The following is a 12,915-nucleotide window of genomic DNA, read 5'->3' on the forward strand; positions in this document are numbered from 1 at the left end:
CCGCTCACGTAGGAACCGACCAACGGAAGCCGCATGACCACAGTCCTCTACCTCACCCGGCGGGTGCTCCAGGCGCTCGCGGTGATCCTCATCGTCACGATCGTCGTGTTCTGCCTGCTGCACGCGCTGCCCGGCGGCCCCGCGAGGGGCGTGCTCGGCGTCTCCGCGACACCCGTCCAGATCGCCGCCTTCAACCAGGCGCAGGGGCTCGACCAGCCGCTGCCCGTGCAGTACCTCCGGTTCCTCGGGCGGCTGCTCACCGGCGACCTCGGCACCTCGTACACGCTCAACGAGCCGGTTTCCCAGCTCATCCAGGAGCGCCTGCCGAAGACCCTGGTGCTGACCGGGCTCTCCGCGGTCCTCGGCCTCGTCGTCGCGATCCCGATCGGCATGTGGCAGGCCGCCCGCCGCAACGGCGCGGTGGACTACACGGTCACGGCACTCGCGTTCGTCTTCTACTCGACGCCCGCGTTCTTCCTCGGCCTCGTCCTCATCGTGGTGTTCAGCCAGCAGCTGCCGTGGTTGCCGTCGCAGGCGCCCAGCGGCAACACCCTCGCCGAGGTCTTCCAGGACCCGGCAGGACTCGTGCTGCCGGTGCTCACCGGGGCGCTCGCGATGATCGCGGTGTTCAGCCGGTACATGCGGGCATCGACGCTCGAGAACCTGCAGGAGGACTACGTGCGCACCGCCCGCGCCGGCGGATCGTCGACGATGACGATCCTGCGGCGGCACGTGTTCCGGAACTCGCTGACGCCGATCGTCGCGATGCTCGGGTACTACCTGCCGGTGCTGTTCGGCGGCGCGCTCGTCACCGAGCAGCTGTTCAACTACCCGGGAATGGGGCTGCTGTTCTGGAACGCGGCGCAGTCCTCGGACTACCCGACGCTCCTCGGCTGTGTCCTCGTCATCTCGGTCGCGACGGTGATCGGCACGCTGCTCGCCGACGTCGCCCAGTCGCTCATCGATCCTCGTGTGAAGGCGGACCGCGCATGACCACCGTCCAGATGGCCCCGGAAGCACCGGGCACACCCGTCACCGTCGCCGCGACCGGCTTCCGCCTCGCCGCCCGCCGGTTCTCGCACAACACCCTCGCCGTGATCGGCCTCGCCGTGATCGTCGTCATCGTGCTGTTCTGCTTCGTCGGTCCGTTCCTGTACCCGACCGACCAGACGCACACGCAGCTGTCGCAGGCCAACCTCGGCCCGAGCGCCGCACACTGGCTCGGCACGGACGCCGTCGGGCACGACGTCCTCGGCCGCCTGATGTACGGCGGCAAGGTGTCGCTCATGGTCGGCATCGCGGCCGGCATCCTCGCCACGGTCGTCGGCACGCTGTGGGGATCGATCGCCGGGTACGTCGGCGGCTGGGTGGACGCGGTGATGATGCGCATCGTCGACGCGGGCATCGCGATCCCCGCACTGTTCATCCTGCTCGTCATCTCCGCGATCACAACGCCGGGGGTCGGCGGGCTCATCGTGATCCTCGGCCTGGTGTCGTGGCTGGTCCCCTCCCGCCTGATCCGCGCCGAGACGCTCACGCTGAAGAACCGCGACTACGTCCTCACCCTCCGGGCCATCGGCGGCTCGCACGCCCGCGCCATCGGGAAGCACCTGCTACCGAACTCGGTGTCCACGATCGTCGTCGCCGCCACGTTCCAGGTCGCCGACGCGATCCTCCTCGTGGCGTACGTCTCGTACCTCGGCCTCGGGGTCCAGGCGCCGGCGACGGACTGGGGTGGGATGCTCTCGGCGGGACTGACCGCCGCGTACTCGGGGCGGTGGTGGCTGATCGTGCCGCCGGGTCTCGCCGTGATCCTGGTCGTCTGCGCGTTCAACGCCGTGGGCGACGGGCTCCGGGACGCTTTCGACGTGAGGGGCCGGGGATGACCGACACCATTCTGCAGACGACCGACCTCGGGGTCTCGTTCAGCACCGAGTCCGGCACGGTCGACGCCGTCCGCGGAGTCTCCCTGTCAGTGGCGCCCGGGGAGACCCTGGCGATCGTCGGGGAGTCCGGCTCGGGCAAGTCCACCGTCGCGCTCGCCGCGATGGGGCTCCTCTCCGGCAACGCGACGTCGTCGGGCAGCGCGGTCGTCGCCGGGCACGAGGTGATCGGTGCCACCGAGCCGGCGCTCCGTGGGCTCCGTGGGAAGACCGTGTCGATGGTCTTCCAGGAGCCGGCGACCGCCCTCGACCCGCTGACCCGCGTGGGGGAGCAGATCGCCGAGGTCATCAGGAACCACCGCTCCGTCCCCGCCGCTGCCGCACGGTCAGAGGCCGTCGAGCTCCTCGGCAAGGTCGGCATCCCCGACCCGTCCACGCGCGCCCGTGCCTTCCCGTTCGAGCTCTCCGGCGGCCAGCGGCAGCGTGTCGTCATCGCGATGGCGATCGCGAACAACCCGGCGCTCCTCATCGCCGACGAACCCACCACGGCACTGGACGTCACCGTGCAGGCCGAGATCCTCGAGCTGCTCCGAGCGCTCGCGGTGGACAGCGGCACCGGTGTGCTCCTCGTCACGCACAACATGGGCGTCGTCGCGGACTTCGCGGATCGCGTGGCCGTGATGCTGCAAGGCGAGATCGTCGAGACGGGCCCGGTCGAGGACGTCCTGCTCCGCCCGCAGCACGAGTACACGAAGCGGCTGCTCGCCGCGGTGCCGCGGCTCGACACGCCTGAGTCGGTCGCGGCCCGGGACCGAGCAGCGGCCCCGGTCGTCGAGGTGATCGAGGACACGGACGGGAGGCTCCGCTCGGCTCCGGTGGTCGACCTGCGGGACGTCTCGGTGACGTTCGGGCGCGGGGCGCGGGCGGTCCATGCCCTGAGCGGCATCGACATCGCGGTGCACGCCGGTGAGACCGTCGGCCTGGTCGGCGAGTCCGGCTCCGGCAAGTCGACGGCAGCGCGGGTCGCGCTCGGCCTCATCAAGCCGACCGCCGGCGCCGTGCACCTGTTCGGCGAGGACCTCCGGCGCACGCGTGGGCGGGACCGGCGTGCGCTGCGGTCGGGGATCGGCGTCGTCCTGCAGGACCCCGTCGCCTCGCTCGACGCCCGCATGTCCGTCGGGGAATGCATCGCGGAACCGCTCGCGGTGCACCGTCGCGGGATGTCGACCGGGGAGCGGCGGAAGCGCGTCGACGAGGTGCTCGACGCCGTCCGGCTGCCCCGTGCCCTGGCGAATCGTGCTCCGCGGGAACTCTCGGGTGGCCAGCGGCAGCGAGTCAGCCTTGCCCGTGCGCTCGTGCTCGACCCGCGTTTGCTCGTCGCCGACGAACCAACATCCGCGCTGGACGTCAGCGTGCAGGAGGCAGTGCTCGAGGTCCTGACCGAACTGCAGGGCGAGCTCGGGTTCGCGTGTCTGTTCGTGTCGCACGACCTCGCCGTCGTGCAGCACTTCGCCGAGCGCGTCGTCGTGATGCGCCGCGGCGTGATCGAGGAGCAGGGCACGACGGGCACCACGCTCCTGCACCCGACGACGGACTACACGCGTCGGCTGCTCGCGGCGGTCCCGGTCCCGGACCCTGTGCTGCAACGGCAGCGTCGAACCGAGCGGCTCGCGACCCTCGCGGCGGTGGAGTCGTGAGCGCGGTCTTCGCCGGCGTCGACGTCGGTGGGACGAACACCAAGGTGCTCATCGCGACACCGTCCCTCGAGGTGATCGACCGTGTCGATCTGCCGACGCCCGCGCACGCGGGTGGGGCGGCGATCGTGGCGGCGGCGCTCGGCGCGGTGACGGACCTGCTCGACCGGCACCGAGCCTCCCTTGCGGGTGTCGGCGTCGGCGCTGCCGGTGTCGTGGACCCGGCCACGGGGACCGTGCTCGTGACCGGGAACTCGTTCACCGGCTGGGCCGGTTACGGCGTGACCAACGCGGTGTCTGCGGCGCTCGGTGTCCCCGCGACGCTCGACAACGACGTGAACGCGTTCCTGCTCGGCGAGATCGCGGCCGGTGCCGTCGTGGGGGAGCGCGACGTGCTCGGGATGACCCTCGGGACCGGGGTCGGCGGTGCCCTCGTGCTCGACGGGTCCCTGTTCGGCGGCCCGCGGGGTGCCGCTGGCGAGATCGGGCACGTGCCGGGGTTCGGCGACGAGCTCTGCACGTGCGGCCAGCACGGACACCTCGAGACGATCGCGGCGGCGCGCGGGATGGCATCGCGCTACGAAGCCCGGACCGGGCAGCGCCTGCCCGTGCACGCCATCGCGGACGCTGCCCGCGCCGGCGACGTCGATGCCCGCGCGGTGTTCGACGACGCCGGGTGGGGGATCGCCAGGGGGATCCTGCTGACGGCGGGCATCCTCGACGTGACGACGGTCGTCATCGGGGGCGGGGTGGCACGGTCGTGGGACCTGCTCGCCCCGACGATCTCCGCCGCGATCGCTGCCGAGCCCCCGGTGTCCGGGGCGGCCATCCGCGTGGAGCAGTCAACGCTCGGGTCCGACGCCGTCGCCCTCGGCGCGGCGGCGCAGGTGCGGGCGCTCGTCCGCGATGCGGAGCTCGCGTAGGGACCGCGCCGCCAGGCGTCGTCGTCCGTGGTCGTCCGTGGTCGTCTTTCGTTGTCCGCTGGATTGCGCCCGCCTGCGAACATCGCGCCCCGTCACGGCGGGGCGCGATGTTCGTGCGGAGGTGCGATATGGACGGGCCGCGCCGCCCCTCCGACGTACCCCAGGCCCCCAGGGGCGTGAGGAGATCTCGGGAGTAGGTTCTCGCCATGGTCGTGTGGATCGTCATCGGAGCCGTTCTGCTCGTGTCCGTCGTGCTCATCGCCGTCGAAGGCCGCATCATGCACAAGCCCGAGTCCGAGCGGAGCGACCGAGAACGTCGCTTCATGCGGGCGGACCGGGCCGTCGGGCGCGCGAACCAGTCGTACGCGCGCAGCATCGCACCGTGGTTGGTCGTCGGGCTGGCTGTCGTGGGGCTCGCCATCACGATCCCGTTCTGGGCGGAGGGGAAGACCGGCGCGGCCGCGGGGCTGACCGCGTTCTTCCTCGTCTTCGGCGTGGGGGCGGTCGTCTTCTGGGCGCTCGTGCTCCGGAAGCGCGGTCCCGGCAGCGCCTGGCGCGAGGACCAGGACCGGCAGCAGCGCGAGGCCGACGCTGCCGGCCGACCGCGCTGGTTCGTCAGCGTCAAGGCCGGGTGGCTGCTCGGCGGCATGTTCACCGCGATCGGCGTCGTGGCGCTCGTCACGTCGCTGATCAGCGGTGGCGGGTTCGTCACCGCGTCGATCCTCCTCGCCGTCGGCATCCTGTTCCTCGTCATGGTCGTGATGCAGCAGCAGGCCGAGGCGAAGCGCTGACCTGAGTGGCCGTCCGGGCCGGGATGAGCACGCTGGACTCATGAGCCAGTACGACAAGCGCGACCCGAACACCCTCTACCCCGCACCGCCGTACCCGAAGCAGGAACAGTCCCTGCCCGGTGCCGCGTGGAAGATGGACCCGAAGCCCGACCACGGCGAGGAGAGCTACGTCGGGCGGGAACGCCTGACCGGGTACCGCGGCATCGTCACCGGCGCGGACTCCGGGATCGGCCGTGCCGCGGCGATCGCGCTCTCGCGTGAGGGCGCCGACCTCGTGCTGTCGTACCTCCCCGACGAGCAGGAGGACGCCGAAGAGGTCCGCGACCTGCTCGAGGGCGAGGGACGTCGCGCCGTGCTCTTCCCCGGTGACATCGCCGACGAGCAGTACTGCATCGACCTCGTCCAGAAGGGCGTCGACGAGCTCGGCGGTCTCGACACCCTCGTGATGGTCGCCGGCCGCATGGACAGCAACGACGACATCCTGACGCTCGACACGTCGATGTTCGACTCGACGTTCAAGACGAACATCTACTCGCTGTTCTGGCTGACCAAGGCCGCTGTGCCGCACCTCGAGCCGGGGTCGACGATCGTCACGACCGGGTCGATCCAGGCATCGACGCCGTCGGCCGACAAGATCGACTACGCGGTGTCGAAGGGCGCGATCAAGCTCTTCACCGAGGCCGTCGCGCAGCAGCTCGCGCCGAAGGGCATCCGCGTGAACTCCGTCGCACCGGGACCGGTGTGGACGCCGCTGCAGCCCGGGTCGGACGACGCCGAGACCGTGTCGCACTTCGGCGAGGGCTCGCCGTTCGGCCGCCCGGGGCAGCCCGCGGAGCTCGGTGCCGCGTACGTGCACCTCGTCAGCCCGGAGTCGAGCTACCAGTCGGGCTCCACGATCACGATCGCCGGGGGCACGCCCGCGTTCTGACCCGCGAACACCTCGCACCCCGTCACGAACATCGCGCCCTGTCACGGCGGGGTGCGATGTTCGCCTCGGGGTGCAAGCGCTGACGACGGGATTCCCCCGCGTCACTCGACGAGCGACTGCGTCCCGAGCACGACGGCCAGCGCGAGCCGCTCGGCGTCGACCGTCCCCGGTTCGGCCGTGTACGCCAGGATGCAGAGGTCCTCTGGCGCGACGACGAGCGCATCGCAGTCGAGCGTGATCCGACCGACGAGCGGGTGCTCGATCACCTTCCGCCGCCCTTGCGCGGCCGGTGTCCCCGACACCGACGCCCACAGCTCCACGAACCGCGGGCTCACCGCCCGGAGGTCCCGCACGAGCTGCTGCAGCTGCCGGTCGAGCGGGTACCGAGCCACCGTCATCCGGAGCCCGGCCACGAGCGACTCCTCGAACGCCGCCTGTTCGGCATCGGTGTGCACCGCGCGGCTGCCCGGTCCGACGAGGTGCCGCCACGTGGTGTTCCGCTCGTGCCCGGTGTACGCCGCGATCGACCCCATCAACGCGTCGTGCGGGGCGTTCGCGACGAGCAGGTTGCCCGCGGCGTCGAGGACCGCGACCGGGGTGTCGGCGAGCCGGTCGAGCAGCCGTTGCACGCTCGGCGGGATCCGGGTCGGGACGACGTCCGCGCCGGGCGCGGCGTGCCCGGCGAGGCGGTAGAGCAACTCCCGGTCGGCGTCGGCCACCCGCAGCGCGCGGACCAGCGCCTCGACGACCTGCGCGGACGGGGAGGTCGCACGCCCCTGCTCGAGTCGGGTCAGGTAGTCGGCGGAGATCCCGGCGAGGCCGGCGAGCTCCTCGCGCCGGAGCCCCACCGCACGACGCCGCGGTCCCACCGTCACGCCGACCGCATCGGGAGCGACGTGGTCCCGCAGTCGTCGGAGCGTGCTCCCGAAGTCGTTCTCGTCCACGACACCAGTCTGCGCGTGTCGCGCCCGCGAGTCCTGGTCCTGGCAGTCCTACGACAACCGGACGACTCCCTCGGAAGGACGCGCCGACCGACGCTGGGGGCATGACAACGACACTCGTGACCGGAGCCACCCGTGGCCTCGGCAAGGAAACCGCCCGCCAGCTCGTCGAAGCCGGACACACCGTCTGGATCGGCGCCAGGAACGCCGAGCAGGGGGAGGCCGTCGCCGCCGAGATCGGCGCCCGGTCCGTCCAGCTCGACGTGACCGACGACGCCTCGGTCGCCGCGGCGTTCGCGCAGGTCGACGCCGACGGCGGGCTCGACGTGCTGGTGAACAACGCCGGCATCGCGATGTGGGGGCTGAACGGTCCCGATGCACTCCGGGTGTTCGACACGAACGCCGTCGGCATCGTCCGCACCACCGAGGCAGCGCTCCCGATCCTCCGCCGCTCGGCCAACCCGCTCGTGGTGAACATCTCGAGCGCCCTCGGCTCGTTCACCGCGGTGCACGACCCGGAGAGCGCCGCGTCGACCGTGCAGGCAGCGGTCTACGGCGCGAGCAAGTCCGCCGTGACGATGCTCACCGTCCAGTACGCCCGGATGGCTCCAGAGGTGCACTTCGTCGCGCTCGAGCCCGGCTACACCGCGACGGAGCTCGGCGGGATGCCGAACCCGCACGGGCGACCCGTCGAGGTCAGCGCCGCCACGGTGGTGGCAGCCGCCAGCGCGGGCCCGGAGGGCCCGACCGGCGTCCTGCTGGAGGACGGCCACCCGCTCGGTTGGTGACCCGATGGCGGACGGGAGGCTCGGTGCCAGCTGGCACCGAGCCTCCCGTCCGCCTCGTGGTGACGACTAGAGCAGCTGACGGAAGTTCGTGGAGGCCAGGTCCAGCAACTCGTCTCCGCGACCCGACATGACGGTCCGGATCGCGTAGAGCGTGAAGCCCTTCGCCTGCTCCATCGTCACCGCCGGCGGCATCGACAGCTCCTGCCGGTCCACCTTCACGCTGACCAGCGCCGGACCGTCGTGGGCGAGTGCTGCTGCCATCGCGTCCTCGAACTCGTCGGACGTGTCGACGCGGAAGCCCTTGATGCCGACCGCTTCTGCGACCGCCGCGAAGTCCGGGTTCTGCAGCTCGGTGCCGTACGTGACGAACCCGGCGGCCTTCATCTCGAGCTCGACGAAGTTCAGCGACGAGTTGTCGAACACGACGACCTTCACCGGCAGCTTGTTCTGCACGATCGTGATGAGCTCGCCGAGGAGCATCGCCAGGCCACCGTCGCCCGCGAGGGCGATCACCTGCCGGTCCGGGAACGCCGCCTGCGCGCCGATCGCCTGCGGGACCGCGTTCGCCATCGTGCCGTGCACGAACGAGCCGATCAGCCGGCGACCGCCGTTCATCGTGAGGTAGCGCGACGCCCACACGACGGGGGAGCCGACGTCGGGGATGAACACGGCGTCATCGGCCGCCAGCTGGTCGAGCACCCTCGCGACGTACTGCGGGTGCAGGGGCTTCTTCTTGCCGGCCGGGACCGCGAGGTCGTCGAGTCGCTCGCGGGTCTTGCGGTAGTGCTTCAGCGCGTCCTGCAGGTGCTTCGTCGGCTTCGAGCCGTCGAGCATCGGGATGAGGGCGAGCGCCGTGTCCTTGACCGTCCCGACGAGCCCGATGTCGACGGGGTGCCGGCGGCCGAGCTGCGATCCGCGGACGTCGACCTGCACGTGCTTCGCCTTGGCGGGGAAGAACTGCTGGTACGGGAAGTCGGTGCCGAGCATCAGCACGACGTCGGCGTCCTCCATCGCGCGGTACCCGGACGCGAAGCCGAGCAGCCCGGTCATCCCGACGTCGTAGGGGTTGTCGTACTCGATGTGCTCCTTGCCGCGGAGCGCGTGCACGATCGGTGCCTGCAGGCGTTCGGCGAGGGCGACGACCTCGTCGTGGGCACCGGCGACGCCCGCGCCGGCCAGGATCGTGACCTTGTCGGCGCCGTTGAGGAGCTCGGCGGTGCGCTGGAGCTCCGCCTCGGTCGGGATGATGCGCGGCGTGGTGGCCTCGATGCGGGTCTCGCGCGTGCCGACCGCCTCGGCGAGGAGCACGTCGCCCGGGATGACGAGGACGGCGACGCCGCGCTTCTCGATCGCCTCGCGCATCGCGATCTCGAGCAGACGGGGCATCTGCGTCGGGTCGGCGACGTACTCGACGTAGACGGAGCACTCGCGGAAGAGTTCCTGCGGGTGCGTCTCCTGGAAGTAGCCGGAGCCGATCTCGGCGGTCGGGATGTGTGCGGCGATCGCGAGGACGGGAACGCGGGACCGGTTCGCGTCGTAGAGGCCGTTGACGAGGTGCAGGTTGCCGGGGCCGCAGCTGCCGGCACACACGGCGATGTTCCCCGTGAGTGCGGCTTCGGCGCTCGCGGCGAACGCGGCCGCCTCCTCGTGCCGGACGTGCTCCCACCGGATGGAGCCGTCCTTGCGGAGCGCGTCGGTGAACCCGTTGAGGGAGTCGCCTGGGAGGCCGTAGACCCGCTCGACGTCGTTCTTGCGGAGGGTGGCGACGATGTTCTCGGCAACGGTTGGCATGTCTCCTGTGTAGTCCTCCGGGCCTGCGCCTTTCCGTGCGCTGAACGCTTTCTGATGGTGTTGGCGGCTGGTCGGCAACGAGGGATGTCACGATGGACGGATGATCGACGATGCGCCGCCGCTCCGCCCACGACGCCGGGAGCCCGACGCGAACGGCATCCTCCTGCGGTCGACGTACCCGCTGACGACCCTCGCGATCGCCGTCGGCGCCGTCGTCGTCATCACGGTCATCGGGTTCTTCCTCGGCACCGTCGACATCGGGATCGCCCGCGCGCTCAACTCGTTGCACGTCGGGTTCCTCGGCGCGATCACGGACGGGGTCTACCACGCGATCAGCCCCGGCCCCGCGATCGTCGTGACCGCGATCGTCACCGGGCTGATCTGGGCGCTCCAGCGGAACATCCGGCCGGCGGCGGCGTTCGCCGGGGTCGTCGCGATCACCTGGATCCCGTCGGACCTGGCGAAGGAGATCGTGCACCGCGCGCGGCCGTCGGTCGACGTGCTGCCGCACCCGTTCCCCGTGCAGCCGGACCCCGGGTACCCGAGCGGGCACACGGTGTTCATGGTGGCGTTCACGATCGCGCTGTGCTGGGTGCTGCGGGACACCAGGTGGCACCGGCTCGCGGTGGTGCTCGGGACGGTCGCGGTCGTCGTCGTGTGGTTCTCGGTGACGATCGACGCCGTGCACTACCCGACGGACGCGCTGGCCTCGGTCGCGTGGGCGCTCGCCGTGGCGCCGGCGGCACGCCTGGTGTGGGTGGACTGGCTGATGCCGCGCATCCCGTACCTGCGCCCCGCGCGCCCGGCCGGCGGCGGCGCGACGGGTGCGGGCTCGGGCGGAGGCCGAGTCTCGGGCTGAGCGACGCCTCTCGCGCCCGGGAGCGCGAGAACTGTCGCTCAGGCCGAGTCTCGGCCCAGCGTCAGGCCTCGCGCCGCCCGCGTGCGACGAGCAGCGCGAGCACCGCGACGACCGCGGCAGCGAGCATCACGATCGCCAGGGGTACCGCGGTGGTCGAGCCGCCGACGCTCACGAGCGGGGACACCAGCGCGGCGAGCCCGAACTGCAGCGCGCCGAGCACCGCGGACGCACTCCCGGCCGCGGACGGGACCGCACCGAGCGCCAGGGCCGTCGCGTTCCCGAGCACGAGCCCGAGGCTGCCGACCGCGGTGAAGAGCGGCACGGCGAGGAAGACCACCGGCGCGGACGTGACGACCAGCACCGCGAACGCCACCGTCGACGCGAGCACCAGCACGATGCCGAGCGCCAGCACGCCGACGACCGAACGCGTCTCGGTGAGCTTGGCGGACAGGATGCTCACCCCCATCAACGCGAACGCGTTGATGCCGAACGCGATGCCGTAGCCGACCGTGCCGAAGCCGATCATGTCCTGGTACAGGAACGGTGACGCCGAGATGTACGCCATCATCACCGCGAACGCGAAGCCGAACACCGCGGTGTAGCCGAGGAACGTCCGCGAGCGCAGTGCCCGGACAGGCGAACCAGACGACGTCCGTGCCGCACGCAGCGCTGCACGGTGCGACCGGAGGTGGGTCTCGCGGATCACGGCGAGCACCGCCACGAGCATGACGACCGACAGGCCGAGCACGACGGTGAGCAGCCCGCGCCATCCGATCGGCCCGGTGAGCAGCCCACCGAGGAGCGGCGCGACGACCGGGGCGACGCCGCCGACGATCATCATGAGCGAGAACGCCTTCGCCGCGGGCTTGCCGGTGGCCAGGTCGGAGATGACCGCACGGCCGATCACCATGCCGGCCGCACCGCCGAGGCCCTGCAGGAGCCGGGCCACGATGAGCACGCCGACGTTCGGCGCGAGCACGGCTGCCGCACTGGCGAGCACGCAGAGCACCGCCCCGGCGATCAGCGGCGGCACCCGGCCGAACCGGTCGGAGAGCGGCCCGAAGACGAGCTGGCCCGCGGTGACCCCGACCAGGAAGGCCGTGAGGGTGAGCTGGACGGTCGTGGCGGAGGTCTGCAGCTCGACCGTCATCTCGGGGAACGCCGGCAGGTACAGGTCGGTGGCGAACGGGGCCACCGCGCTGAGCAGTCCGAGCACGAGCAGCAGCGCCGTGGTGATGCCCTGCTGTCGGGGCGCGGCCGCTGCCGTCGTGGGTGTCGCGTCGTGCGCGCGGATGGATCCGGTGTCCGTCGTCATGATTATGAAATCATAACCCAATGGTTGTGAATGCATAACCCTGGTCGGCCGGCGCTACAGTGCTCCCCATGGGACGACCGGTGACCGACGACGTGCTCGCGGAGCTGGCCGAGGCCGTGCTCCGGATCTCCCGCGAGATCGACCCGCACGGCACGCCGGCGCTCGACATCGTGCCGCTCACCGGGACCGAGGCCCTCGTGATGCGCTGGGTCGACATGCACCCGGGTACCTCACCGAGCGCGACCGCCGAGGCGACCGCACTCCACCGGAGCAACCTCAGCGCTGCCCTTCGATCCCTCGTCGCGAAGGGCATGGTCGATCGTCGCGCGGATCCGGCCGACGCACGTCTGGTCCAGCTGTTCCCGACCGAGCGGGCGGCGGAGAACATCGCGATCCTGCGCGGCCACTGGGCAGCCAAGCTGCGGAACGCCCTCGATGGCGACGACGAGGGCGTGCGGGATGCCCTCGCCCTGCTCACCCGGCTCGACGGCGGACTACGGGGCTGACGGCTCCTCGTCCTCGATCGGCAGGAGCCGACGGGCGCCGTGGCCCTCGGCAGCGAGCGCGTCGCCCGGGTTCATCACCAGGCAGGCGTTCAGCGAGACGCAGCCGCACCCGATGCACTGCGTCATCTCCTGCTGCAGGCGTTCGAGCTCCAGCTGGCGGGCCCGGAGTCGTGCACGCCACCGTTCGTTCAGCCGGTTCCAGTCCCGGAGCGACGGCATCCGGTCCTCCGGCAGGGTCGCGAACTGCTCGGCGACCTCGCTCAGCGGGATGCCGAGCCGTTTCGCCACCTGGATGATCGCGATCCGTCGTTCCACGTGTCGCGGGTACAGCCGGGTCCCGCCGTCGGTCCGCTCCGGGTGGATCAGGCCCTTGCGTTCGTAGAAGTGCAGCGCGGACGCCGCGACCCCGGTGCGCGCGACGACCTCGCCGATCGTCAGCAGGTCGGTGGGCTTGGGATGCGCGATCTCGACCATGGTCGAGATCCTACGGGTGCGG

General features: G+C 71.4%; 13 protein-coding genes. 9 read left to right on the plus strand and 4 right to left on the minus strand.

Annotated elements, in window-relative coordinates; translation table 11 throughout:
• Window positions 1-33 precede the first annotated feature (33 nt).
• The 6 genes from QK288_RS04135 (at window position 34) to QK288_RS04160 (ending at window position 6,219) form a co-directional block, all read left to right on the plus strand.
• Window positions 34-993: an ABC transporter permease gene (locus tag QK288_RS04135; protein WP_281266542.1), complete on the plus strand. Its 960-nt coding sequence runs from the start codon at window positions 34-36 to the stop codon at window positions 991-993.
• Window positions 990-1,886, plus strand: a complete 897-nt coding sequence (locus tag QK288_RS04140) for an ABC transporter permease (RefSeq protein ID WP_281266543.1) — start codon at window positions 990-992, stop codon at window positions 1,884-1,886. Before QK288_RS04135 ends, QK288_RS04140 begins: the two co-directional genes overlap by 4 nt.
• Entirely contained in the window at window positions 1,883-3,580 is a 1,698-nt protein-coding gene (locus tag QK288_RS04145) for an ABC transporter ATP-binding protein (protein WP_281266544.1), read from the plus strand. Before QK288_RS04140 ends, QK288_RS04145 begins: the two co-directional genes overlap by 4 nt.
• Window positions 3,577-4,500, plus strand: coding sequence for an ROK family protein (locus tag QK288_RS04150; protein WP_281266545.1), 924 nt, complete (start codon window positions 3,577-3,579; stop codon window positions 4,498-4,500). Before QK288_RS04145 ends, QK288_RS04150 begins: the two co-directional genes overlap by 4 nt.
• Window positions 4,501-4,706: 206 nt before the next feature.
• Entirely contained in the window at window positions 4,707-5,291 is a 585-nt protein-coding gene (locus QK288_RS04155; RefSeq protein ID WP_281266546.1) for a hypothetical protein, read from the plus strand.
• 40 nt (window positions 5,292-5,331) lie between these two features.
• Window positions 5,332-6,219, plus strand: a complete 888-nt coding sequence (locus tag QK288_RS04160) for an SDR family oxidoreductase (protein WP_281266547.1) — start codon at window positions 5,332-5,334, stop codon at window positions 6,217-6,219.
• Window positions 6,220-6,320: 101 nt separating this feature from the next.
• Here the strand turns inward: QK288_RS04160 and QK288_RS04165 are convergent, their stop codons facing one another.
• Window positions 6,321-7,163 (minus strand): helix-turn-helix transcriptional regulator, encoded by an 843-nt coding sequence (locus QK288_RS04165; RefSeq protein ID WP_281266548.1) that lies wholly within the window; start codon window positions 7,161-7,163, stop codon window positions 6,321-6,323.
• 101 nt (window positions 7,164-7,264) lie between these two features.
• Between QK288_RS04165 and QK288_RS04170 the strand changes: the two genes are divergently transcribed.
• The gene (locus tag QK288_RS04170) at window positions 7,265-7,948 is read left to right on the plus strand and encodes an SDR family NAD(P)-dependent oxidoreductase (protein ID WP_281266549.1); all 684 of its coding nucleotides are present in this window, start codon (window positions 7,265-7,267) and stop codon (window positions 7,946-7,948) included.
• A gap of 66 nt (window positions 7,949-8,014) precedes the next feature.
• On the opposite strand, the gene poxB is transcribed toward QK288_RS04170, so the two are convergent.
• The gene (gene poxB, locus QK288_RS04175; RefSeq protein ID WP_281266550.1) at window positions 8,015-9,739 is read right to left on the minus strand and encodes a ubiquinone-dependent pyruvate dehydrogenase; all 1,725 of its coding nucleotides are present in this window, start codon (window positions 9,737-9,739) and stop codon (window positions 8,015-8,017) included.
• A 100-nt stretch (window positions 9,740-9,839) separates the two neighbouring features.
• Here poxB and QK288_RS04180 point away from each other — a divergent pair, with 100 nt between their 5' ends.
• Complete coding sequence (locus QK288_RS04180) at window positions 9,840-10,598, plus strand: phosphatase PAP2 family protein (RefSeq protein ID WP_281266551.1); 759 nt, start codon at window positions 9,840-9,842, stop codon at window positions 10,596-10,598.
• 61 nt (window positions 10,599-10,659) lie between these two features.
• Here QK288_RS04180 and QK288_RS04185 read toward each other — a convergent pair whose 3' ends face one another.
• Window positions 10,660-11,913: a multidrug effflux MFS transporter gene (locus tag QK288_RS04185; protein WP_281266552.1), complete on the minus strand. Its 1,254-nt coding sequence runs from the start codon at window positions 11,911-11,913 to the stop codon at window positions 10,660-10,662.
• Window positions 11,914-11,981: 68 nt separating this feature from the next.
• On the opposite strand from QK288_RS04185, the gene QK288_RS04190 reads away from it, so the two are divergent.
• Window positions 11,982-12,419 (plus strand): MarR family winged helix-turn-helix transcriptional regulator, encoded by a 438-nt coding sequence (locus QK288_RS04190; RefSeq protein ID WP_281266553.1) that lies wholly within the window; start codon window positions 11,982-11,984, stop codon window positions 12,417-12,419.
• Here the strand turns inward: QK288_RS04190 and soxR are convergent.
• Window positions 12,408-12,893, minus strand: a complete 486-nt coding sequence (gene soxR / locus QK288_RS04195) for a redox-sensitive transcriptional activator SoxR (protein ID WP_281266554.1) — start codon at window positions 12,891-12,893, stop codon at window positions 12,408-12,410. The genes QK288_RS04190 and soxR overlap by 12 nt on opposite strands.
• Between the last annotated feature and the right edge of the window lie 22 nt (window positions 12,894-12,915).

Source organism: Curtobacterium sp. 9128 (genome assembly GCF_900086645.1).
Taxonomy (GTDB): Bacteria; Actinomycetota; Actinomycetes; order Actinomycetales; family Microbacteriaceae; genus Curtobacterium.